The 23,489-nt window shown below is 37.4% G+C and carries 33 protein-coding genes; 5 read left to right on the plus strand and 28 right to left on the minus strand.

The annotated features are described in order from the left end of the window. Nucleotides 1-18 precede the first annotated feature (18 nt). Entirely contained in the window at nucleotides 19-747 is a 729-nt protein-coding gene (locus tag KJS65_RS22230; protein ID WP_213652036.1) for an amino acid ABC transporter ATP-binding protein, read from the minus strand. Then, complete coding sequence (locus KJS65_RS22235) at nucleotides 722-1,744, minus strand: amidohydrolase family protein (protein WP_213652037.1); 1,023 nt, start codon at nucleotides 1,742-1,744, stop codon at nucleotides 722-724. Before KJS65_RS22235 ends, KJS65_RS22230 begins: the two co-directional genes overlap by 26 nt. A 324-nt stretch (nucleotides 1,745-2,068) precedes the next feature. Between KJS65_RS22235 and KJS65_RS22240 the strand changes: the two genes are divergently transcribed. The 3 genes from KJS65_RS22240 to KJS65_RS22250 all read left to right on the plus strand — a co-directional run bounded on the left by KJS65_RS22240 (nucleotide 2,069) and on the right by KJS65_RS22250 (nucleotide 3,454). Then, entirely contained in the window at nucleotides 2,069-2,686 is a 618-nt protein-coding gene (locus KJS65_RS22240; RefSeq protein WP_213652038.1) for a TetR/AcrR family transcriptional regulator, read from the plus strand. Between the two features lie 141 nt (nucleotides 2,687-2,827). Beyond that, nucleotides 2,828-3,037: a 4-oxalocrotonate tautomerase gene (locus KJS65_RS22245; protein ID WP_213652039.1), complete on the plus strand. Its 210-nt coding sequence runs from the start codon at nucleotides 2,828-2,830 to the stop codon at nucleotides 3,035-3,037. Between the two features lie 159 nt (nucleotides 3,038-3,196). Beyond that, nucleotides 3,197-3,454, plus strand: coding sequence for a hypothetical protein (locus tag KJS65_RS22250; RefSeq protein ID WP_213652040.1), 258 nt, complete (start codon nucleotides 3,197-3,199; stop codon nucleotides 3,452-3,454). 49 nt (nucleotides 3,455-3,503) lie between these two features. On the opposite strand, the gene KJS65_RS22255 is transcribed toward KJS65_RS22250, so the two are convergent. The 20 genes from KJS65_RS22255 to KJS65_RS22350 form a co-directional block, all read right to left on the minus strand. After that, nucleotides 3,504-3,986, minus strand: a complete 483-nt coding sequence (locus KJS65_RS22255; RefSeq protein WP_213652041.1) for an NUDIX hydrolase — start codon at nucleotides 3,984-3,986, stop codon at nucleotides 3,504-3,506. A 155-nt stretch (nucleotides 3,987-4,141) separates the two neighbouring features. Beyond that, nucleotides 4,142-4,312 carry a YHYH domain-containing protein gene (locus tag KJS65_RS22260; protein ID WP_213652042.1) on the minus strand — a complete coding sequence of 57 codons (171 nt, stop codon included), beginning with the start codon at nucleotides 4,310-4,312 and terminating at the stop codon, nucleotides 4,142-4,144. A gap of 122 nt (nucleotides 4,313-4,434) precedes the next feature. Then, entirely contained in the window at nucleotides 4,435-4,995 is a 561-nt protein-coding gene (locus tag KJS65_RS22265) for an AAA family ATPase (RefSeq protein WP_213652043.1), read from the minus strand. A gap of 223 nt (nucleotides 4,996-5,218) precedes the next feature. Next, the gene (locus tag KJS65_RS22270; RefSeq protein ID WP_213652044.1) at nucleotides 5,219-5,608 is read right to left on the minus strand and encodes a VOC family protein; all 390 of its coding nucleotides are present in this window, start codon (nucleotides 5,606-5,608) and stop codon (nucleotides 5,219-5,221) included. 53 nt (nucleotides 5,609-5,661) lie between these two features. Beyond that, nucleotides 5,662-6,231, minus strand: coding sequence for a histidine phosphatase family protein (locus KJS65_RS22275; RefSeq protein WP_213652045.1), 570 nt, complete (start codon nucleotides 6,229-6,231; stop codon nucleotides 5,662-5,664). A 13-nt stretch (nucleotides 6,232-6,244) separates the two neighbouring features. Beyond that, nucleotides 6,245-6,751 carry a DinB family protein gene (locus KJS65_RS22280; RefSeq protein ID WP_213652046.1) on the minus strand — a complete coding sequence of 169 codons (507 nt, stop codon included), beginning with the start codon at nucleotides 6,749-6,751 and terminating at the stop codon, nucleotides 6,245-6,247. A gap of 22 nt (nucleotides 6,752-6,773) precedes the next feature. Further along, nucleotides 6,774-7,280, minus strand: coding sequence for a GNAT family N-acetyltransferase (locus KJS65_RS22285; protein ID WP_213652047.1), 507 nt, complete (start codon nucleotides 7,278-7,280; stop codon nucleotides 6,774-6,776). A gap of 28 nt (nucleotides 7,281-7,308) precedes the next feature. Then, nucleotides 7,309-7,863, minus strand: a complete 555-nt coding sequence (locus KJS65_RS22290; RefSeq protein ID WP_213652048.1) for a GNAT family N-acetyltransferase — start codon at nucleotides 7,861-7,863, stop codon at nucleotides 7,309-7,311. A 55-nt stretch (nucleotides 7,864-7,918) separates the two neighbouring features. Beyond that, nucleotides 7,919-8,713 (minus strand): aminoglycoside phosphotransferase family protein, encoded by a 795-nt coding sequence (locus KJS65_RS22295; protein ID WP_213652049.1) that lies wholly within the window; start codon nucleotides 8,711-8,713, stop codon nucleotides 7,919-7,921. A 151-nt stretch (nucleotides 8,714-8,864) separates the two neighbouring features. Next, nucleotides 8,865-9,512, minus strand: coding sequence for an HAD family hydrolase (locus KJS65_RS22300; protein ID WP_213652050.1), 648 nt, complete (start codon nucleotides 9,510-9,512; stop codon nucleotides 8,865-8,867). A 168-nt stretch (nucleotides 9,513-9,680) separates the two neighbouring features. Next, the gene (locus tag KJS65_RS22305; protein WP_374706208.1) at nucleotides 9,681-10,055 is read right to left on the minus strand and encodes a VOC family protein; all 375 of its coding nucleotides are present in this window, start codon (nucleotides 10,053-10,055) and stop codon (nucleotides 9,681-9,683) included. Nucleotides 10,056-10,140: 85 nt separating this feature from the next. Then, the gene (locus KJS65_RS22310; protein ID WP_213652052.1) at nucleotides 10,141-10,581 is read right to left on the minus strand and encodes a hypothetical protein; all 441 of its coding nucleotides are present in this window, start codon (nucleotides 10,579-10,581) and stop codon (nucleotides 10,141-10,143) included. A 153-nt stretch (nucleotides 10,582-10,734) separates the two neighbouring features. Continuing rightward, a complete protein-coding gene (locus KJS65_RS22315; protein WP_213652053.1) occupies nucleotides 10,735-11,322 on the minus strand; it encodes a hydrolase in 588 nt (195 codons plus the stop codon). Nucleotides 11,323-11,538: 216 nt separating this feature from the next. Next, nucleotides 11,539-12,090 carry a ribonuclease FAU-1 family protein gene (locus tag KJS65_RS22320; RefSeq protein WP_213652054.1) on the minus strand — a complete coding sequence of 184 codons (552 nt, stop codon included), beginning with the start codon at nucleotides 12,088-12,090 and terminating at the stop codon, nucleotides 11,539-11,541. Nucleotides 12,091-12,217: 127 nt separating this feature from the next. Next, entirely contained in the window at nucleotides 12,218-12,760 is a 543-nt protein-coding gene (locus tag KJS65_RS22325) for a GNAT family N-acetyltransferase (protein WP_213652055.1), read from the minus strand. Nucleotides 12,761-12,787: 27 nt separating this feature from the next. Beyond that, nucleotides 12,788-13,297 carry a GNAT family N-acetyltransferase gene (locus KJS65_RS22330; RefSeq protein ID WP_213652056.1) on the minus strand — a complete coding sequence of 170 codons (510 nt, stop codon included), beginning with the start codon at nucleotides 13,295-13,297 and terminating at the stop codon, nucleotides 12,788-12,790. An 82-nt stretch (nucleotides 13,298-13,379) separates the two neighbouring features. Further along, entirely contained in the window at nucleotides 13,380-14,120 is a 741-nt protein-coding gene (locus tag KJS65_RS22335; RefSeq protein ID WP_213652057.1) for a class I SAM-dependent methyltransferase, read from the minus strand. A gap of 182 nt (nucleotides 14,121-14,302) precedes the next feature. After that, on the minus strand, nucleotides 14,303-15,181 hold the full coding sequence (locus KJS65_RS22340) for a class I SAM-dependent methyltransferase (RefSeq protein ID WP_213652058.1): 879 nt from the start codon (nucleotides 15,179-15,181) through the stop codon (nucleotides 14,303-14,305). 204 nt (nucleotides 15,182-15,385) lie between these two features. Continuing rightward, nucleotides 15,386-15,829, minus strand: coding sequence for an oxidoreductase (locus KJS65_RS22345; protein ID WP_213652059.1), 444 nt, complete (start codon nucleotides 15,827-15,829; stop codon nucleotides 15,386-15,388). Between the two features lie 52 nt (nucleotides 15,830-15,881). After that, nucleotides 15,882-16,232, minus strand: a complete 351-nt coding sequence (locus KJS65_RS22350; protein WP_213652060.1) for a RidA family protein — start codon at nucleotides 16,230-16,232, stop codon at nucleotides 15,882-15,884. 338 nt (nucleotides 16,233-16,570) lie between these two features. Here KJS65_RS22350 and KJS65_RS22355 point away from each other — a divergent pair, with 338 nt between their 5' ends. Beyond that, nucleotides 16,571-17,059 carry a DinB family protein gene (locus KJS65_RS22355; RefSeq protein ID WP_213652061.1) on the plus strand — a complete coding sequence of 163 codons (489 nt, stop codon included), beginning with the start codon at nucleotides 16,571-16,573 and terminating at the stop codon, nucleotides 17,057-17,059. Between the two features lie 404 nt (nucleotides 17,060-17,463). Here the strand turns inward: KJS65_RS22355 and KJS65_RS22360 are convergent, their stop codons facing one another. Both KJS65_RS22360 and KJS65_RS22365 read right to left on the minus strand, forming a co-directional pair. After that, nucleotides 17,464-17,895 (minus strand): NUDIX hydrolase, encoded by a 432-nt coding sequence (locus KJS65_RS22360; protein ID WP_213652062.1) that lies wholly within the window; start codon nucleotides 17,893-17,895, stop codon nucleotides 17,464-17,466. A gap of 135 nt (nucleotides 17,896-18,030) precedes the next feature. Next, nucleotides 18,031-18,300 (minus strand): hypothetical protein, encoded by a 270-nt coding sequence (locus KJS65_RS22365; protein WP_213652063.1) that lies wholly within the window; start codon nucleotides 18,298-18,300, stop codon nucleotides 18,031-18,033. A gap of 617 nt (nucleotides 18,301-18,917) precedes the next feature. On the opposite strand from KJS65_RS22365, the gene KJS65_RS22370 reads away from it, so the two are divergent. After that, nucleotides 18,918-20,681: a sulfatase family protein gene (locus KJS65_RS22370; RefSeq protein WP_213652064.1), complete on the plus strand. Its 1,764-nt coding sequence runs from the start codon at nucleotides 18,918-18,920 to the stop codon at nucleotides 20,679-20,681. 539 nt (nucleotides 20,682-21,220) lie between these two features. Here KJS65_RS22370 and KJS65_RS22375 read toward each other — a convergent pair. From KJS65_RS22375 to KJS65_RS22390, 4 genes are all read right to left on the minus strand, one after another. Next, nucleotides 21,221-21,700, minus strand: a complete 480-nt coding sequence (locus KJS65_RS22375; protein WP_213652065.1) for an NUDIX hydrolase — start codon at nucleotides 21,698-21,700, stop codon at nucleotides 21,221-21,223. Nucleotides 21,701-21,744: 44 nt separating this feature from the next. Then, nucleotides 21,745-22,347 carry a cysteine peptidase family C39 domain-containing protein gene (locus KJS65_RS22380; RefSeq protein WP_213652066.1) on the minus strand — a complete coding sequence of 201 codons (603 nt, stop codon included), beginning with the start codon at nucleotides 22,345-22,347 and terminating at the stop codon, nucleotides 21,745-21,747. 133 nt (nucleotides 22,348-22,480) lie between these two features. Continuing rightward, the gene (locus tag KJS65_RS22385) at nucleotides 22,481-22,969 is read right to left on the minus strand and encodes a group-specific protein (protein WP_306432987.1); all 489 of its coding nucleotides are present in this window, start codon (nucleotides 22,967-22,969) and stop codon (nucleotides 22,481-22,483) included. A gap of 103 nt (nucleotides 22,970-23,072) precedes the next feature. After that, on the minus strand, nucleotides 23,073-23,447 hold the full coding sequence (locus tag KJS65_RS22390; protein ID WP_213652067.1) for a RidA family protein: 375 nt from the start codon (nucleotides 23,445-23,447) through the stop codon (nucleotides 23,073-23,075). Nucleotides 23,448-23,489: the final 42 nt, after the last annotated feature.

Raw genomic sequence — 23,489 nt, forward strand, 5'->3', positions numbered from 1 at the left:
TAAACTCATTTCAATTTATTAATGAACCAAAATTCGACTAAGAAACAGTCTAGCTCTGTCTTCACTCGGATTGGTGAAAAAATGTTCCGGTGTACCTTCTTCTACGATTTGGCCTTGATCCATGAATATCACCCGATCGGCTACTTCACGGGCAAAGCCCATTTCATGGGTGACGACAACCATCGTCATGCCTTCCTTTGTTAGCGCTTTCATCACATCTAAAACTTCCCCTACCATTTCAGGATCCAGAGCAGATGTCGGCTCATCAAACAGCATAATCTTCGGTTTCATTGCAAGACCTCTTGCGATCGCCACCCGCTGCTGCTGTCCACCAGACAAGTTAGAAGGAAACACACTGGCTTTTTCCTTAATTCCTACCTTCTCCAGGTAATACATCGCCCGTTCTTCTGCCTCTTTCTTGGACATTCCTCTTACTTTAATGGGCGCGAGCGTGATATTTTCTAAGACGGTTTTATGTGGATACAAATTAAAATGCTGAAACACCATCCCAATCTCCTGACGAAGCAGGTTGATATTCGTATGTTTATCATTCACTTTCTTGCCATGAACGATCAGTTCTCCAGAAGTAATGCTCTCAAGTCGATTAATACAGCGTAGAAGTGTGCTTTTACCCGACCCCGATGGACCGATAATGACGACAACTTCCCCTTCTTTAATGTGCAGATCAATATCCTTGAGGACGTGATGGGAACCATAATGCTTATTTATTTTGCTGAATTGGATCAAGCATATAACCTCCTATGCGAAAGAATTTAGCTGCATTCCCGCCCCATAAGCAGGCTTGTTGTTCTGCTGTTAATGATAGACTTTGCTCGATGATATGACCGGGAGGAACCTCCCTAAGTAGGAAAGGATAATCAGAACCCATTAGAATCTGCTCATGACCAAAGCGGTCAATCATAAACTTAAGATTCAGCGGATCGAATACTAAGGAATCGTAGTACATTTTCTTGGCGTAGTAACTTGGTGGATGTGTTGTCAAACGAAGCTGCGGCCATACGTTCCATCCCTGATCCAGTCTAGGGAGAAGATAAGGAAAGGAACCCCCGCCATGGGCGAAGCATACTTTCAAATTCGGGAATTTCTCCATCAAACCACTCCATGCAAAGGTCGCTGCGGCTAGTGCTGTTTCGCTTGGCATTCCCACAGTGTACATGAGATTGTGTCTTGGTGTACGATCTTTGCCCATCGTTTCCCATGGATGAATAAATAAGGGGACATTCCATTGCTCGGCCATTCTAAAAAATTCTATAAACGAGGGATCATCTAAATTTTTACCGTTAATATTGGATCCGAGTTCGATGCCGTTCAAACCGAGCTCATGGATACATCGATCCATTTCCCGAATCGCAGCCTCTGTATCCTGCATAGGAACCGTACCTAGTCCAGCAAACCGTGTCTTGTTCTGCGCAACAGTCTCTGCAATGAAATTGTTCTGGATATGAGCCATCTCTTCCGCTTCTGCAATGGATGCCCAGTAAGAGAAAGTAACTGGAATGGGAGACAGAATCTGCATATCAACGCCTTCCCTGTCCATATCCTCGATCCGCTTTTCCGGGCTCCATACCTGATCTGTCACTTCACGGAAAGGTTTTCCCGCGACCATAATCGTTGCGCCACAAGTGCAGGTTCTATTTAATATCGGCCAACGCTCCCCGCCGTATTTCTGAACGAAGTCGGGAAGAGATTCCGGAATAATATGCGTATGTACGTCGATTCGCATCTATAGCCCCCCAATTTCTTTTACATTCATAAATATGACATCTTGTCAGTATTGTTCAAAAAAAATAATGTGATTACTCTGTCTATAAGCTATAATCATAATAAAACGCTTACAAAGTGAATGTAAATGAATGTAATCTCTGAGTTGATCTAATATTATGATAATACTGACACCGTGTCAATATAAATTACTGTAAATTTAAATTATAAAAAATAATAAATGACAAAACAAAATTTGCAATTTATTTTATGATATGGTTATCATGTGACTAGCGCACAATCACAGTATTTGACTGCCATCTTTCCCTTGAAAGGTAGATGTTTAATGGAAAACGCAACAAAAAGTCCCGATGGGAGACATCTTAGATCACAACAGACGAGACAAAAGCTCTTAGAAGCTGCACGAGATATCTTTTTGCAAGAAGGGTTCCAGAATACCACCATCAAACAAATTATTAAATTGGCAAATACGGGATATGGAACAGCTTATACGCATTTTACAGGAAAAGATGATCTACTCATTGTATTGATGGAAGATGTAATGCAGAAATTTTTCGATATTGCAGATATCTCTTTTTATCCCACATCAAAAGAAGAAGCTCGTAATCTGATCCTTGATCAAGTACATACTTTCTTCCGAATTGCCGAGTCAGAGCGAGATATGATGAAGGTATTTTCTGAAGCGATGGGCCTCTCCTCTGATATTAATAAGAAATGGGAGCAAATCCGTCATAAGCTCATTCAGAATATCACCAATGATATCTCGTATTCTCAGCAGCATGGTCTTGCTCGCTTGGATCTGAAAGCAGAAATCGTTGCACGCCAGTGGTTTTATTCCAATGAAATGTATCAGTGGGAAATTGTCTTTAACCGGCATGAAGTCTCGCTGGATGAAATCGCCAGGACGATTACCACCATGTATACGGACGCCCTATACTTATAAACCAGGTTACAATGCACGGATTTTACCCTTATGCGTTTCAGGTATTCAAGACAGGTCTGCACCTTGATATTGGTGACAAGGTGTTATTTTCGCACAAAAATATTGATACGGTGTCATGTTTATGATGAAAGGAATCTTCCTATGCCAATTGCGAATATTCAAATTATGGAAGGCAGATCTGCGGAACAAGTAAGGTCTCTTATTGCGCGAGTTACTGAAGCTGTATCCGAAGAGTTGAACTCCCCTCGAGAGAGAATTCGCGTGTTAGTAACAGAGATTCCAAAGACACATTGGGGAATTGCCGGCATTCCTGCCTCGGAAACCATGACAGATGATACACACCGTAAATAGAGAAAAGGCAGAAGAATCCTTGTTCATCAAGGTCTCTTCTGCCTTTTTTTTCGTATAGTAAGCATTGTTGAGAGAAAGTTCAATCCGCCTTTTGATTAGCACAATATGCATCTACTTTTCATTTAATATAAAGAACTATAATGAAAAGAGGTGATCCGAATGGCTCGCACGAAAGCTCTTCTACAGCATGATTTGGTATTGATCAGTTGGTCAAGAAACCCTCTGGTTCCCGGTTCAGCACGCCGAATTGTTTCGGCAAGGGTGATTGGAAATGCCAAACCCTGTACTTTGGTACCCGGTGCATTGGTTATCAATGCCTTAAACTGCTTATTGGACCATGACATTGGTTTTAAAGTCGTATTCAGCAAAAAAACCTCAAAATTCACCGGATTTTTGTTACTAGAACGCGAACGATAATCCTTTTGCCAGGAGCAGTGAAAACACTGCTCTTTTTTCGCGGCTCAACCTATTCAAGATTCTCGCTATATAACCTCGATATTAAGTTATAGGATGGATTTACTTCCCATGTCTCATATGGAATGAAACACTTTGCTTTCATTGCATCAAGCGTACGAGATTTTTGCTGTGGCCGTGTTATGTATTCGTCTATATTCGATTCGCTTAATTTAATATATCTGGCTTCTTGAATTTCATCGGGTTGAATGTTGATCTCACCACTAACATACTCAGCTTTAAATACTACCGATAATACTTGTTTCGTTGCGTTAAAATACACACCGGTTACACCTATTGGGCGAATTATAATCCCGGTCTCTTCTAAAAACTCCCTGCAAACAGCTTGATCCAGAGGCTCCCCTGCTTCGACATTTCCTCCAGGCATTTCCCATGTATCTGAACGCCAATGAGTTCTAAGTAATAAAACCTCATCCTTTTCATTCATCACGAAAGCAGAAACTGAAACCATATGCTTGGGATGTTCATTTTCCATTGTCATTATCCTTTTCTATTATATTGTTGGATGTACAACACCTGAGCCTGATTTCCCATCAAATTGATAAACCCAGCCTTAAAAGTATCTTTAGCTGGGTTTAATAATTGCATTGTATGCTTTGTTTGTTCTTTTAATTTTTCCTTTTTCTCATCTTATTTTTTCTTATTGTGATAATGATACCCTGTGCAAAGCCCTTTTTGTTTTGATTTTGCAGAGCAATTATGTCCGCCATTTTTATCCGTTCTTCCTGAATGTGCGTAAGCAGAAGATGCTGTTCCCATTAATACGGCCAGAGAAATGACCATCACTATAATTTTTTTCATATATTCACCTTTATTTAACCCTATGCTTTAGGGCTTATTAGAATCCACTCCTATTTTATAACAAATTCCATATTTGGGATATATAGATCTTGTTATTTTCAGTATTCTCTCTCGAAGCATTCTCATTGACTTTGAGCAATATCCACAATTGCTTGTATAACATCCTGAACTTCATCAGTGTTTTTAATTACAAAGAAATGATCAGCTTCCCTTTCTAAGGGTGGTGTCACCTCACCGTTGCGAGATTCAGCCTGTTGCCGAATAAGTACTTCCTCAAACGAAGATGCACTCCTAAATATTGTTGTGCTGCGCTGACTTTTACAAACACGCTCTTCAAGAATATGATCAGGAAGATCAAAATTGACTAAAATACAGATAAATCCTTTATCCCGAAAATAAGCAAGTAAATCTGAACGACCTTTACTACTGCGATTAGAGCTGCAAAGAATGAGATGAAAAATAGTCTGGTTAACAGCGTAATCCACAATTGTTTGAGTAATAGCGAACTTGATCGTGTTATGGCCTTGTTTAGGCAGTAAGGTCTTATAGTAGGTATTGATGAATTCGGCATGATTATCTTGGTCAATCACCAGTGAGTTGGGCATTTCTTGTTCCAAAGCTCTACCAAATGTTGTTTTCCCGCTATGGGTTTTACCGACTGTTATAATCACCAACCTTTTCATCAACATCTCTCCATTCTTTCAAATTGGGTAAGGATTTTTTTCGAGGTGAAATTCTAGGAGTTCAAAATATAGCTCTTAATTATTTCTTCATTCCATATTTGAACCTCAATATATCTTTCAGGCCCCTTATCTCCAAGCCTATTCCATTCCTATGGAAATCCGAATTCCTCAATTACACTTATTATTTCTTGCTTGGTAGCAGATATTGAATAAAGACCAAGTGTTAGCGCACTTGGTCTTTAAAATTTTCTTGTACCACCATTATTAGATTACCTTCCGAATCTCTTATTGTTAAAAAAGAAATATCCGGAAATCGTTCTATATCGCCAAAAATCTCTACATTATTATTTATTAGAAATTCATAAGACTTCTCTATATCATCTGTTGAGAAGGAAAATAACGGGTGTTCTGATGGCTGAAATGTTTCGGATCTATGAGAGTCCAGTAATAAAATTAGATTGTCTAATTTCATTGAATAAATCTTTTCCTCAGGTTCTAATACAACAGAGTCTCCTAATAGTTTCGCGTACCAATATGCAGCTCTTTTCATGTCATGAACTTGTATAAAAATTGAACCGATCATAGGTTCGATAGGGTTTCGATTATTTTCCATCTTTACCTCCCGTTAAATATGCCGATAAGGCCAGATTATTAATTCCTTTTCGATCAAGTCCATAATCTCTTTATATCAATTAATTCTTCATCATTGAATTCCATCCTGTAAACATCCGGCTTTGAGGTTTTCATTAAGAATTCATATCCGTATTGACTATCGAAATACCCCATCATTATAGTCATGACTGCACCATGAGTTCCTAATACAATTTTATGACCTTTAAATTCCTTTAATATATTTTTCAAAGCTGCTACAGACCGTATTTGACAATCCGATTTCGATTCTCCTCCGTTTAACGAAAAATCCGGATCGGTAAACATTAACTCTACGATTGGATATACTTCCTTATCCGGCAATATCTTATCTTCATTTGAAAATATTATTTCTTTAAGGTCTTCATATACTAAAATCTCTTTGCCTGAAAAGTTAGCTAATTTCTCTATTGTCAAAACAGCACGGCTATAGGGGCTCGAAATGAATGTGTCCACTCCTTCATCCTTCAATAATTCAGTAATTTTATGAGCATCAATCTTGCCTTTCTCTGTTAAACCACGCGTTCTTTCGTTCCCTTCAATTTTTGGCGATTCGCCATGTCTGACCATATAAATATATGTTTTCATAATATCCCCTCTGTCAGCACTTGAATCCATCTATAATTTCATTAATTTGTTTAATATGTCTTTGTTCATGTATGTACAGTGATCTCACCCATTCAATTAATAACATTTCTTTAAAGACGGGGTGGATAAAATGTCTTCTACTCAGCACTGATGGGTCTTCTAATGTGTTTAATAATCCATTTAACTTCTCTCTTGAATTGTTCAGTTGTTCGACAATTTCTTCTTTTTCTAGAATTTCATCTGTTGGTTTAGCAATGTCAGGAGCTTCTAACTTTTTACTCCTATCAAGTAGAAATTCTAAGGGTTTATTTTCTATGAATGAATCTTCTGAGCTCCTTAATCCTTTCCTTATGGCTACGACATATAATTCCTCTGTCTTAGCTAGGTGTTGACATACCTGGCTGATACTCCAGCTGGAGTCTTTACGTTTGTTTAACTGATCTCCATTCAATCCATTAAGAATTCCTAATAATTCATCTCTTGTTTCTTTTAACTTTCGATTGATTTCTTGAAGTTCCATGGAAAACTCCCTTTCTTTTATTTTATGGGTTCTGAAATACCTGAATAGGTCCATGCCACTTCTCATCGTCTACTATCATCTCAGTATATTCTCCGGCCGTGTAATCATTAATTACTTTATTCCAGAATGTATTCGCCGGGGTATTCTTTGTTGTTTGTCGTACTTCCCAAGTTCCCTTAAACTCATTAAAAATCTTATGAGCTGCTTGTTTGCCATAGCCTTTATTTCTAAATTTTCGCATTATAAAAAAATCACTTATTACATTAGTCTCCTCTGCCGTACTCACTTTCACAAATTCTTTCGGAACATTGGATAGAACTAAAGCTAAACCTGCTAATTCACCATCCACTTTCAAAAAGTATGGGTGTCGGTAATGATCCGTCCACTGATGATCTAAATATTTGTAAAGATAAACACCATGATTGTTCAACACATGATCATCAAACTCACTTGAATCATATCTATAAAATTGGATTAAATGATTTAAAACGACCTTATCTTCATAAGGAACTTTAATGATTTCAAGCATTCTTATCTCTCCTATGCAAATCCACTAATTAATTATTTTCAGAACTATATTCATCCTTCAGAAGACCATATTGCACAAGATCCTCATATTCGCCCCATTTTTTAACATGCTGCCTTAGTAATCCTTCATATTTCATTCCTGTTTTTTCCATAACCTTTCCCGATGCAGGATTCTTCCCTAGATGACGGGCATGTATACGGTTTAGTTTCATTTCTTCAAATGCATATTTTACGATTCCTTTTGCTGCTTCCGTACAATAACCGTTATTCATATACTCTCTTCCAATCCAATATGCCAGTTCTCCATGATCAAACATCTTATTAAATCCAATACTTATCGTGCCGATTAAATACTTTTCTTCTTGATGCACAATAGCTAATGTAAGAGAACGATCTTCATTAAAATTATCCACATGTGTTTTTATCCATTCTTCAGCCATCCCATCCCCATATGGATGCGGGATATTTAATGTCATTTCAGCAATATATTTATCACCTGCTAATTGTTGAACTACCGCTGCATCATCTATACTGAAAGGTCTTAATATTAATCTTTCTAATTGGATTGTCGGCAATTTTTTCATATACGATCTCCCCTTATCTTAAAATTGAGCTTGTTTTTTCACACCTCTGTTTTTATTACCTCCAGTCATCGAAATGCCTTTCAAGAAATCCGACCTCTTTAACGTAATGAGCTAAATGGCCTTCTTCCACTAGTTTTATAAACGCAGGGTCTCCGGATGCAGCACGGTCCGATAACGTGGTGCACATGAAGTTAATACGGGAAATAACCCACTCCTTAAGATCCTTTGGCACATCTATTCCGTAAGAATTAAAAAAAATCTCTATACGTCTTTTTCGTATAGATGCATGATGCTCTTTATGATATTGAACAACGACTCGATCTCCTTCACCCGGTGAAAACCCTGCAAGCGGAACAGATGTATACAAAGTGTAAACAATATCCCATATACGGGGCCCTGGCCCTGCCATGTCAAAATCAATAATCCCTACAGGAAGCTTGTCTTTAAACACAACATTATACAATGCAGCATCGTTATGGCATACGACTTCATGTAAAGACGTCATTGGATAATCATTTATAGACTTCGTGGATGTCGTAAAGCCTACAGTTGCATCGTGATAGCTTCTTAAGAGCTTGGCAAGTTCAGCTAACGCCTCATCTGACCACATATATCCTTCATTTTCAGGGTAATTATTCCCGGGAACAACGCCCTCAAGATAAGAAAGGATTTCTCTCCCCTTCTCATCTAATCCCAAATATCTGGGGGAGTAGGGATAGCCCACCTTTTCAAGGTGTTTAAGCAATTCATACACATAAGGATTTGGCTTCGCTTCACGGCGAACGGTTCCCCCTACTTTTACGACTTCATTAATATTTCCTCCGGTCAGGACTTCCTCGTATTCTGACAAATTTCTTCCCCCTTATGATTCACTACATCTCCATGCGCTGATTTTATATAGCATACAAATGTTCACGACAAACGTCCACCATAGATAGTCAAATCTTAGGTGGACGTCTGTGTTGGTGAGCCATTCAATTTCCCTCTTTTGACCTCTTCGATTATTCCAACAAGAGATCTGTCACTTTAATATCTCTGATGCTATTAATGATAGTATCCGCTCTTGATAAATCCTGATTTCCTGAATTTGGATTAATAAAGCCGATACATTTCATTCCTGCAGATTTCGCTGCTTGAATACCATGTTTAGAATCTTCAAGTACCCAACATTCGCTTGGCTTAATATTCAATTGATTTGAGGCTTCAAGATAAATGTCAGGAGCTGGTTTGCCTTTCGCCACTTCTTCACCACTAACAATGCTATCAAAATATTCAAAAAAGTTATACTTTCTCAGAACCTCATGGATAAAAGAAATTGGTGACGATGAAGCGAGTCCGATAGAGATATTGTTTTGCTTTAAATCAAAGATTAACTCTTGAATTCCCTCAATCGGTGCCAGATCAATGGATCTAATCAATTCAATTTTTAATTTGAGTTGGTATTCAATAATCTCAGATACAGATTGGGGGAGACTGTAATCCTGTTTTAAAACACTCCACATTTCCGGATTAGTCATTCCTACAAATCTTTCAAGTTCATGCGGAGTAATTGTCACTCCAAAATACTTCATGGTTTCAACGTCAATTTCAAAATGGATCGGTTCACTATCTATAATGACGCCATCCATGTCAAAGATAAATGCTTTCATGATTTACATCTCCTTTTCAGTTGAATGCGTCCGATAACATTCCCGAACTCACGAACCTTAGTTATTCTCTAAATTATATTCATTCTTTAAGAGTCCATAATGCACAAGGTCCTCATATTCACCCCATTTTCTAACATGCTGTCTTAATAATCCTTCGTATTTCATGATTCACTGTTTCATGCCAACCGCAATCCATCTTCTATCTATGTCTTCAAAAACAAATTCCCTATTGTTGTAATCTGTCGTGGATAGAGGTCGCACAATTTTAACTCCTAATTTTTTAAAATCGTTCTCCATTTCCTCTTGGTTATCTGTAATTAAATAAGCATCATAACCATATCCATGCATTTCTCGATTAGGGACTATATATTCTTGATTTGATTTTGTTAAAACGATCTCTATGCGATCCCTATATAGACAAATATGTGGTTCCATGGAATCCAGATAATAGACAGATCTAAATCCCAATTTCTCATAGTATTTTGCTGTTTTATAAAAGTCAGTTGTCGGGAATATTTGCAGCAAATTCGAAAAATAACTCATCACTTTATCTCCTTTAATTTTCTGAAATAAATGGACAATAAATAAGGCAACATACCCACTACTTTTTTTATTTGTCCAACAATCATTACATAATAAAATGAATTGTCTCAGTAATTGCTTCGATATTTTCCGAGTCAGCGTATACTATAAAAAAATTATACATTGTATCACCAATTTTTATCGGTTTTGGGTATTTAACGATTAGGCATGTTTGATTTTTCATCTCTTCTGGTTGATCATCTGAAGGTTTTATCAATCTTGCATCCTGATTATCAATATTTACAACTGTTATTTCTGGATTAGTTCCGTATGGATTCAGTTTATGATGCGCGTTTAATGAAGCGAATTCATCAATAGATATAGATCCAGTTCCACCTGCATCCATTTGAAAAAAACCATTCTCTCCTGCGTATCTAATAGAAGGTAGGTAGGTGGTGTCCAGGCTCCAATTCGAAGGATACTGCAAACTAATTTTAGTTTTATGATCTATATACTCAACAGAGCCATCCGATTTTTGAACATTCATTGATGACTTCACCTTACATCCTGTACATAAAAAAATGAATATGAATGATATTAAAAGATACTTATTCATTAAAAATCACATCCTTATTTTTACCTCGAAGCTTCAAGATGTCGTATTCGTGACCTTCGGCAGATCTATGGAAGTAAACCCATATTAAGTAAATATAGGTTTTAGATTCAATAACCCCACATCAACTGAGGTCTCTATATAACCAATGATCTGAGTAAAAGTAAAAACATTAAGTTTTTCATTGATAACTTCCTTATCGTAATCCAAATCTTCTAATGCAAAAGGAATGAATTCTTCAACATCTTTGGACTTAACCTCTTCCAGATCAAAGATTGTTGGATGATAGCTGATCATTTCTCTTAATTCATCTGTATAACCATAGTACTCTAATAATTTTCCATTCAGTAATCGGAAATCATTATGGGATAAATTATATAATTCTTTATCAGCTTCCATTCTGTTTCTCAACCAAGGAAGATTGAAACCTTTCAGCCATATATCATCAGCGATTAAATGTGTAAAATACCCCAATATATATTGGCTTTCTATTTGCTTACTATATTTATGTAAAAATCCTTTATAATCAATGTATCTCGAATAATCTTGTATCTCGCCTTTAAAAAAATGTGATAAGTCTTTTGGTGAGACAGCATCTGGAGCAATGCTTCCAAGTAAAAATAGCCCTTTATCTTCTATCGAGAGACTCTCTGCAATTCTATTCGCAATAACCAAGCGAACCTATAATATTTCACCTCACCTTTCAGTGCATACTACCAAAATTTTTCCGCATTCAACCATTCAAGGCCAGACCGATTAACTTTGCGGTAATTCCAAGCTGGCTATAAGTGCCATCACGTAAATGTTGCTTAACAGTCTTCATAGACATGCTCTTGTATTCTAATTAATCTGCATCTTTTAGTTTCTATCATGGTATTCCTCCAAAAGATGTTAATGCCCTTCCTGAGATCTCTTTAAAATATATTTAAAATGATTCATGCTGTTCTTAATGACAGCGTTTTCCATTGTTTCAATCTCTTTGATAAGGTCATTCATAATATTCTTTGCCAATTTATAATCGTCTGCATTAATGTAATTATTATTGAAAGCATCTTCCAGCTCATCTTCATCTTTAATATAGAATTCACCATTAGGGAAAACGACTACATCTAAATATAGATCATCCCAATAGGGTATTCCTTGCTCATTAGTTCCAACACTCTTTGCGATGTCAAAATACCATTGAATTATTTCTTTTTTCTCATTTATCATCGTTGTAACACAGTAATTTGATTTTGATGGAAAGTGCTGCATCCAGTAATAACCGTCATCGACTAAACAAATTTCTTGATTATGAATAGTTCTGATTAGTGGTTGCTTTACTTGATGAATGCTTATCAGGGTTATATGACCCTTAAACTCATCTTCATCAAAAATACTACATACAAAGTCTCTATTTAATATTCGATTCCAGTCTAATCGGTCTGCATGTTTTCTTTTCAATTCACACCTCCTACTTAGCTTTCTAAAACCATCTTGATTCGCTTTATCTTGATGAAAAGGCGGCAGCGTGAATTCATTGTTATGCGATGCTCGGTACCTCTTAGAATTAGCAAACAATGTCTTCATACTATAATTTTTTTGCCATGAAGAGAGCGACTTCACCAGTCTCCATATCGGTATTCGTGTACAATGATGTATCAATGCCATCAATCGTAAAACCACATTCATTATAAAATCTAATCGCTGGTACATTATAGTTTTGCGTTTCTAGTCTAATTGCTCTGAATCCAACTTTCTTAGCATTTTCTGTTACATTGTTTAGTAATGATCTTCCTATGTTTCTCCTCCTGTATTCGGAAGAGACTTGTAAGTCCCATATATATAATGTGTTATTCCACTCTTGAGGTTCACAAATAACTACTCCAACCAATTCTTCGCCTTTATATGCACCCAAAGAATATCCCAACGGTATTAGATGTTCATATCTATCAATATCACTTTGATCCCTTGGATAAGTTTTGTCATATTCAGCTTCTAGCGGTAACAATTCAAGTGTAATTGACAATTTATTATCATTCATTTCTCTATGTATTTCATATTTAGTGCTTGAGGTATAACCAAAATGACCCAATTCATCCGGTTTAAAACTTGTTAACTTTTTTATTTCCATGAAACAACCACTCGCTTTCTAGATAGTCTAATTCTTTAAATTCTTCGTTAAGTAGAGAACAATATCATCATTTATGACAACATTCTCCCCATATGCAACATAATACTGTCCATTGTGTATCCCTTTACCATCTGGGACATAACCACGCTTTACATACAGTACTTGAGCATTACCATAATCAGAAAATACGCCTACTCCGATTCCAGCAACTGATGATCTTTCGCTTATTATTTCCTCGGCGCGATCCATCAATTTAGAGCCAATTCCTAATCTTCTATACTTCAACAAAACGTTAAAGTCATTAACTTCCGGAATGCTTTCCTCCCTAAATGCTGGATAATATGATTTCCAAATGACATTTACATACCCAGCAAATCGTCCGTCTGCTTCGGCAATCAAAGTAACTCTTTCCCCGTTATTCTGTTCACCAATATATCTCTCATACAGAGTAATAGGTTTGTCCCAGCCTTGTTCTTTAAAAGCATCCGAAATAGTTTTCGGATCATGTTCAGTTATTTGTCGAATGGATATGTTCATAATTGATCTCGCTTTCTTTATTATGATTTTCTTGTTTAGCGGGGGATTTCATATAATGTTATTGTAACTACGAACTTGAATATTATTTATCCGCCAGTATGGTAAATTCCCAAGGAATATTTTCATTATTCCATCCACGATGTTCATCAAATTTCTTCAGTTTGAAACCTGCGGATAGGACAGAATTAATAATCTCGCTTAAAGTATATAATCGAATGGAGACATCAGGAAAATCCAACTGTTCCTGTTCGTCAAAGAACTCCTTGTATGCCACATCTCCGCTTCTTAATTCCGTATCAAAATAGTCCACTTCTCCTTGACTAATGACACATTTTCTTAAGGGATGGAAGTCACTAAGAATCAATTCCCCTCCATCTTTCAATAGTCCATAAAGAATAGACATAAATTTATTGATATCACCAAAATAATGTAATATGCCTCCTTCTAAATATAGAATGTCGAAATATCCTCCGTACATCTCTAGATCAATGTTATAAATATCAGTAACGATATAATCAATTAATGTGTTCGCACTTGCAGCTAATTCTAAGGCATATTTTTTATTTTCCTCAGAAATATCGAATACGGTCACCTCTGCTCCTAGTAGAGCTAATGGAACCGCCTTCCTTCCATTCGACCCGCAAAGATTAGCAACTTTTTTTCCTTCAACTTGTTCGAATAAATGTTTATGTTTTTTAAGATTTGCTATTGGATTTTCTAATATTTGAGTTGCTTTCTCCTTAGGTGAACCATCTCTTTTATGCCAAAATTCATATGCACGATGTTCCCATGCTTTTTTATTTTTTTGACTTTGTTCATTCAAATTGGTTTCCCCTCTCTGATTGTCATTTCTACGGCTTTAGTTATAGCACTGAAATCGGATAACGTTTGGGCATTCCTGATGTTCAAGCGGATTAGGGGACCCTAGGTAAACAAATATCGAATAACACTCTGCCAATCAAGTTTGCAGTAAAAATACATCCACTTCCTTGAAATAGAATCACTCTATCTTTGAATGATTCCAGACGTTATTTTCATACCGGCAGATCCAACAAATGCTGAAGACATAGAAAACTGATTATGCAAATTAAGTTCAGCATTATATTGATTCTTTGCATCTTCTATATCCAGCCCCTGTTCCATGAGTCGGTTAACAATGATTTCAAGTTCACCTGGATTACTCCCAATTCCGTCTTCGACTAATGATTCATATAGCTTTGATCGGTTCTCCAGATCTGAATTCGGATCAAGAAATAATACTTTATCGCTCACTCTGCATTCAATATTCTTCACCCCCAGTTGGCTTAAATATATTGGGATTTTGATGCCAACATTTCCGTCTTTACCATTCTGCTTTGTTTGCATTTCATATAAATTTTGCAGTATCCCAAGTTTGACAATATTAGTTTGGTCTACTTTGTCTACATTGTATGTTGACATATTGGCTATCCAATGAGGTTCAAAGCAGATGATTCTTCCGTTATCAGATATACAATCGATCATCCGATTGAGCGTATGTACAGGATCGGACATATGGAGTAGAAGCGCGTGACAAACAGCAACATCAAATGTTTTTTCAGTTACAAATTCATTCACATCACATTGAATAAAATTTGCTTCGTATGAAAGATTATCGAATATTTCTTTTGCCTTGCTTAATAATCGGTCACCTAAATCGACCCCAGTGTAACTTGATCCTTTCGGCAACAACGGCATTAACTTCAAGCCTAAAAAACCATAGCCACACCCAAAATCAATTATATTGACCGGTTCAGTTATCTTCCAAACATTACTAACTAAAAAAGAAATGTAATCATCGTTATAATAAAGATTCCTTGTGTTCATTAGATATTCGATTTTTTCGTCCCAATAATATTCCCCCATAATATGACTCCTTTTCTTTGGTTTTGGGCAAATTCAGTCAATGTTGTTGTATTTACAAAGCCCCACACCTTAGTCCAAGGCGCGATCGCTATGCGGTTAGGTGGTACAGGTTTATTTACCTATCTCGCTTCATTAAAAATTCTCTGCGTAAATACAGTGTTAAGTGATGCCTCTTTCATCTATGAATTACTCAATTTAATATTATTAGATTCCTTCTGTTCCAAATGTATCATTAATGACTCTTTCGTAGTCTACCCAATTGAAATAATAAGGACCTATATGTATTGGTTTATTTTCGTGTTCCAAATTGAAGTCCTTCCATATAACAACATCTTCTTCTTTATCAATTTTCACTGATATAAAACCACATTCTTCATCCCCGCACCAAGGGCATACTAATATTGGATATCTATAATATAAATACTCGTGTTGTTTCTTCAGTAAAAAATAGTCAATAACTTGTCTTTGATGGTCTTCGCTCCCCCACCCTAAAGATGGGACCATGTCATATTTCTTGAGCATCTGATAAAGAGATTTCCCATCAATAATTAGATCTGAAAATTTAGTGTTTTTATTCCCATCTTGAGCGGGATCAAATTCATCATATCGACTGGAAGGTTTAGTTTGTAAATCATTTAATGTTTTCATTGTTTCTCCTTATTAATATTCTTGCATGGATTTCACTTAATGTTTGCTCCGATTATGGTGTTACTGCAATTGCATCAATTTGTACATTAAACCCTATCTCACTACTAAAAATCGTTCTAACTGGGTATGGCGTTTGAAAAAACTCCTTATATATTACTTCGAATTGTCCAGGGGTTATATATTTGTAGTTTAAAATTACAGTTGTTTTTATTATGTCTTTTAGATCGGCTCCTGCTTCATTAAGCACTTTCTTCATATTTCTGATCGTTTGTCTTACTTGTTCATCAATAGGGTCATCTAAATTATTCGGTCCTTGGCCCGCAACAAATATAGTATTGTCAACTTTGATTGCTTGAGAATATGCCAAATTCATCGAGTTATCTTTACCAAAGTACTCTTTCATGATTGATTCATCCCTTCAATCAATTTTGGGGGTTTAGTATCAGATGGCGCCACTTCTTCGAGATACCCACATGTTCTTATAGTTCTATCCAGTACTGACAAATCCCATCTTCTACTGCCTCAAGTAAACCACTATTTCTTTCAATGATCCAATTTCTCCAATCTTCTCAATGTTTTTGTATTCAAAAACCGAACCCGTTAATATAATTAAGCCTACTAAAATAAAAAGAAAAATATAGCACCTCATACCGTTTGAATTCTTTGCCATTTCTATCTATGATAGTTGGGTGGGGTTAATTAGCTAATGAACTAACAATAAACGTTGAAGGAGTGTAGTTTATGTATAGAACAGCACAAGACTTTGTCAATGATTGGTCACATGCCGCAACTGGAACGATTAGGGTGCTTGAAGCATTAACGGATGACAAGTTAAATCAATCCATTGTAGAGGGACACAGTTCTCTCGGTTGGCTAGGATGGCATCTGGCAACATGCCCGGTGTTCTTCACAGGTATGGCAGGACTTACGGTTGAACCTGTAGGCGATCCTAAGTCCGTTCCAACTTCTGCGAGCGAGATTCTTGCTACATATAAGACAGTTGTAGAGCGTGTAAAGGCTGCTGCAGCGCAAACGCTAACAGATGAGATGATGGCAGAAAGTGTAGAGACATTCTCCGGTCCTACGCCGCGCGGAGCTATTCTTCGTATGCTGATCGATCATCAAACTCACCATCGCGGTCAAATGACGGTTCTTCTCCGTCAAGCAGGACTTCCCGTACCAGGTTTAATCGGTCCTACTCGTGAAGAACAGCAGAATATGAAGAAGTAAGCAATATTCCAGCTTCACCAATGAGAAACCGTCAACTCCTGACCCGTAAGATGGAAACTTTGAAAAAGTGACCCTCTTGCGGGTCATCTGTATTTTCATCGAACTATCGAAACAAAAAGCGGAGAGGCGAATAACGTATTCTCCAACGTTTAAACTAACTACAAAAAGGCTACCCGTTTTCTTATAACGACGTCTCTCTACCTTTAGGTCACGAAGTGACCGGCCGCGATGCAGTTAGGTGGAGGGAGGTGTCCGGTTAAACCTAGCTACTGAAATGCCCCGAATTCACTTCGGACTCCTGCCGGACCGAGGCCGAATGGCCCGAAGCATGAATAGGGTGTTACCCGTTGTTCATGCCCTCCTCGTTATAATCACAAGGGATATTGAATAGTTTCAGAAGTTATTTATTCAATCCACTTTCTCGGACCAATAACGTGAAATAATTGCTTTGAATTAATCTCAATCGCTTCATGTATTCGTCTTATAGTAAAATCACTTATTGGTTTTGGCAATTCATCTAACGAGCAATATCTGCATTCTAATATTTCAGGTGAAGTCGCTTCAGGTTCTTGGTCATGATTGATTGTTGAGATAAAAACAAAATGATGCATATCATAGTTAGGATCATAATAAATCCCTGTTAATTGGCCTATCTCCACATCGAGTCCCGTTTCCTCCATTACTTCTCTCTTAGTTGTTTCTTGCACTGACTCATCTTTTTCAGATTTCCCTCCTGGTAAATCCCAATTGTTCTTACCATAACTATGTTTTACTAATAAAACTTGTCTTTCAGAATTAAAGATAACTGCTGCAGCACCCATTAACTTCTCAGACATTCTAGTCATTCCTTTATTGAATTTATGTTATCTATAAAATATTATTTACTAGGTCATGCATGAATTTCGGATAACGTTTTTTGTATTCACGACTTCCCACCAACTTAAGCAAACGATATTCTTTTCTTTTCTTGATCATCTTATTTTATTTTTAATAAACATTACTCCAAGAATAATCCAGTATATTATTATGACATCAAAAAAGTAATAGAGTAGTAGGACATTAATATCTTTGATTAGCCATTTATCCATATGAGTTGAAGTATTGAAAAGTGAAATAAATCTGAATGGGTATCCATACTGTGTCATTTGTATCCCAACAATAGAAACTTTACCCGGGATAATAAATATGGTAAGCAGAGCTAACCATGCCGATAGATTGAAAATTTCCTTATTGATTTTCATTAAATCCCCTCTCCCACCACTATTCGACTCCAACATTGATAATGATTATTGTATATCTTCATCTTATGATTTTCTTAGAACCATTCAGCACTTATTTCTGCTAACGTTCTTGCATCCAAGAACCCTCACCGAGCGAACAAAGTGAGCCGCCGCGATGTGGTTAGTCGGTGCATAATGTCTCTAACTAATTCAAGCTCGTTTTTGTTTTATATTTCCATTTTTTACTATGTTTAAGCCAGAAATAATAAGCTCTTTACCAGACACGGAGGTTTCGGATAACTTCCGAAAATCGCAATATCTCCTCCATCCTGGAGTATTGCGACAGTGGCATGAGTTCACAGCACGGACTTTGCACTCCGATATGATAATCCTTTGATGTTGATGTTATGTTAATCTGGGTATTATGTAATTATATTCCATCATACATTCATTTTTTGAAGTTGACAATCAGACTCAATAACCGTGTCCTGCTGCATATTAATAAAGGACTAAGATACTTAACTCCATTCAACGAAGCGATGTATCTTCTATGAATGGGTTATCGATTTTGAGAGAAATCACTTCTTTTTTAGAACTTTTCATCATATTCTAGGGCAAAAACACAGGATGTGTATGCCTTGAATGCCCACCCCCCTCCATCCCACGGTGAAAAACCTAATTTCCTTGTGATCCTTGTAGATGAGGAACGTTATCCCCCCGTCTATGAGCAAGCGGAAATTAAAGCATGGCGCAGACAAAATCTTATCACTCATGAACTTCTGCAATCGAATGGCATGACATTTCATAGGCATTATATCGGAAGTGCTGCTTGTTGCCCAAGCCGGGCTACACTGTTGACAGGTCAGTATCCCTCTCTCCACGGCGTGAGTCAAACCGATGGGATTGCCAAGGAAACCTTTGACTCTGATATGTTCTGGCTAGGAAGAAACACGGTACCGACTATGGGGAATTATTTTCGTGAGGCAGGCTACCAGACCTATTATAAAGGGAAGTGGCATATTTCTTATGAAGATATTGTTGTTCCCGGTACGCATAAAGGCATTCCTAGCTATCATCCCATGACCGGCGTGCCTGACAGAAAACAAGAAGAATTATACCTGCGTGCCAACCGCCTGAACGACTTTGGTTTCTCCAGCTGGATTGGCCCAGAACCTCACGGTAAAAACCCGCGAAACTCCGCTTCTTCCGCGGCCTTCGGTGTTAGCGGCAGAGACGTGGTCAATGCATCCGATGTGGTTGAACTCATCGAATCACTCGATCGTGAGAAAGAAACCAACAGCGATGCCAATCCTTGGCTTGTTGTTGCTTCATTCGTGAACCCTCATGATATTGTTCTGTATGGTGCGCTCACCGCACATCTTCCGAATTTTAATTTCCATGTGGATCCCATGCCTTGGGTAGCTCCCCCGCCAACGATCAATGAACGTTTGGATACCAAGCCGCGCTGCCAAGCAAGCTATCAACAGCTGTATCCCAGAGCTTTGCAGCCCATTATCAACTCTTCGCATTACCGCAATCTGTACTATCAGCTGCAGAAAAACGCCGACATGCAGATGCGCAAGGTTTTTGAAGCCTTAACCCGTTCTTCCTTCTACGACAATACAATTGTTATTTTCACATCCGATCACGGGGAACTACTCGGTGCTCATGGCTATCTCCATCAAAAATGGTACTGTGCATATGAAGAAATGTTACATGTCCCCTTCGTCATTCATAATAGAACACTTTTCCCCTCCAAAAAGAACTTCAATTCACTTACAAGCCATGTTGATTTGCTGCCTACGATGTTGGGACTGGCTAATGCCAATGTAGAAGAGATTCAAAGCCGCTTGCGTCAACGATTCAGTGAAGTTCATCCTTTGGTCGGCCATGATCTCTCACCTCTTGTTTTAGGGGAAAATGAGTTTGATTTCATCGAAAGCCCGGTTTATTTTATGATCGATGACGATGTGACACGAGGCCAGCACCAAACCAATCCATTAGGGAAACCCTATCCTTCCGTTATCCAACCCAATCATATCGAAACGGTTATCGCCAGCATACATCGGAACAATACGAGAGAATTATGGAAGTACTCCCGCTACTTTGATAACGATCAATTTTGGAGCCATCCAGGCAGTAAAGATATCACTACCCAAACAGCGGCAGATCCCACTCCCGGACAGCAGTCAACCTCGTATACCTTTTGTGTCACATCCGTTAAAACCCAACCTGTTCCAGACGAATACGAGCTGTATAACTTGACTGCAGACCCGCTTGAAACCTGCAACCTTGCACATCCTTCATTTTCCACGCCACTAACGAAACCTATTCAAGAATTCATGGCTAATCTATTGGAAGAACAACGACAACAAAAACGTTTGGAACCAAGCTCGCAATGAACTCAAATCCAGTAATTATTTCTGTAGTGCCGAAACCAAGTCAGCAAGCTGTATAGAATTTAGATCAGAATTGGAGAGACTTTTACATCATCTTACTCAACATTTTTTTGCTATTGAATGGGCCAAGCCTATGTATCCCGTACCTTCAAATCAAATGCCGTTTGCTTTTGCCACATTGACGTAACAAACGGATATTATGATGGTTCTGTCATCAACATACAGATAAGAGAAGAAGGATCGTCTCTAGGGAGGAACGAACATTGCGAAATTCAACAATTTTAATCGGCGTAATATCTGTGTCAAACGATAAAGCTGCCCATCCATCAAGTGAACCGGACAAGGTAGGTGTAGCTTAGCATGAAACTCGCATCTTGGTTACTCCTCTGCTTTTTCGTTCTTGTGAGTGTATTGGTGATCTATGGACGATCTATACTTTTGAATTCATGAATTAACAGCTTTATGTCTCCTTATCATCCTGGTTATATTCATGCTGATATGATGTGGTTCTGCATAGGGTATATAACAAATAAAGAGGGAGCTCATAGCCCCCTCTTCGTTAGGTTCAAAGGATTACAATCTGATTCTAAATATTTTGCAAGGTAAATAGTATTGGCAGGATTTAAATTTGGTAGATCGCCCACATCAAAAAAACGTATCTCATGTGATTCGGTTGAATCACACGCCAATTCACCTCTGTAATCATTGCAAAGATACATTGCTGTTACAGAATAAAGCTCATCTCCGTTTTTTAGTTTTAGATACAGAGCTGGACCAGAAAACAACTCCAACATGGTTAAATGGTTTAACGTTAGCCCTGTTTCCTCATATACTTCTCTAGTTGCTGTTTCCTCTATTAATTCCCCTGGCTCCATAAGGCCGCCTGGTAATCCCCAATCCCCGTCTTTGCGATGCTGTAAAAGAATTTGGTTTTTATTATTTTGGATAATAACTACTGCACCAACTAAAATTAAAGGTCTTGTTCCAACTAATGAACGTAATTCTCGAATATAATCGCTCATTTAGTCACCCCTTATATATAAATATCTTACATATTCTAATGTTTCTAAGTACTTTTGCGTACAACAATATACGTATTTTTACAAAATGGCACCCAAGTTTTCCATACTGCCTCAAAATCACTAATTAATATCTTTCGGTTATAATAAGCTCCATTAAAGTTAATTGTGTGTTCCAAAGAGTCTGCCAAGTAAAAGTGTTCTTGATCATAACCAACCACTGGTACAAAGTGTAAATATCTCTTATCCGTAAAAACTCTTATGAACGCAATAACAGGTACACCCTGATTCACTTGCTTCTTTAACGTATTAATGTTTCCACTATAAAAAGAGACATCGTAACCAAGCCTCTTAAAATATATAATAATGCCCTTAGGACTAACAGTTCCATCCAATAGCCTTCTGGGAAAGTTTTTATAAAGTTCGTTTCCATCCGCCTCTATCCCAAAATGTCTAAGTACGAATGCACTTGAAAATGCAGCACATTCATAGTTATGTTGAATATCACTCCTATTTAAAGTTTGTATCGAATACGAATACGGAAAAACACTTGTATCAATTATGTCTTTTCTTGGAAAAATCAAATAAAATGAAAACAGGACTGCTATAAAAATACCTGTGACTAGAATCGAAATTAGAATAATCACCATTGTTCCTCCCTAGTAAACAAGCGCCTGAAGCATTAAAAATACAAAATAAAATTGTTGCTTTTAACTTTCGCTGCTTTGGATCAGCTATAGCATAATTACATTAATATCGTCTAAGCATTTCACAAACCCTCACCTACTTAAGGCCGAAGCCCGTCGCAATGCGCTTAATAGGTGAGGAGTTGTCGCTTGATTTCGATATGTCTTCCGTTTTTTGATCCTTCAATATAACTTGAATTAATTGTTCTATTGGTCCCTTATATTTGCAAATTTCGTCCAAATGATAAAATGTACTCGTCGTTTCAAAGTCATTTATTTCATCATTCTGGGAGTACAGATATGCTTTAATTCCATTTCCAAGCGCAATACCTAATTCAACATGACTGCCTTTACCTGCCGGAAACAAAATTACAATAAAATCCGAACTCATTACTGCATCTATTTCCTTCTTCCCTATATCTTTAAGTTGATTAATTGAAGTAATATTGTCATTTAAAGTCCAATCATATGTATGAATAAATCCCTCTTGTTTCAATAGTTCACTTACAAATCGGACTGTTTCTATATTTTTAAGACTTGATGCAATATAGAACTTTTTCATTGATCCTCCAAGTTTTTGATGCATTTAATCACTTCTTCGCTCCCCTCATCTGACCCAGGGTGTAGTCACAGCGTATATACGTTATTAGCCGTTGTTTCGTATTCCTTTATCAACAACCACATTTATATCATGCTTTATTTTTTCTATATGCAATTCCATCAATTTGTACTTTGAGTCCATTAGAACCACCTTTATGTGCAAACTCAGTTGATACCGTTTTTCTTGCTGGATATTGTCCCTTAAAGCGGCGTCTGAATACCTCCTCCATTACAGGAATATCCCAAACGTCTCTTAACATCACATCGACCTTAACGACTGACTCAAGTGTTAAATTTACCTGTTTCAATCTATCAGACATGTTATCCAGTGCACCTTCTACTTGTTCTCCAACTGTTCCACCGACATTACCTACACAGAAGCTTAGAAAGATAAAATCTCCCGCTTCAACAAATCCTGAATTTGCTAATTCTTCGCTCACTTCATACCTAATAATTTCACTCATATGAAACCCACCTTCTTTTTTTTATTCTTGTCTTTTAGTTAC

It is taken from the genome of Paenibacillus sp. J23TS9, from assembly GCF_018403225.1.
Classification (GTDB): domain Bacteria; phylum Bacillota; class Bacilli; order Paenibacillales; family Paenibacillaceae; genus Paenibacillus_AQ.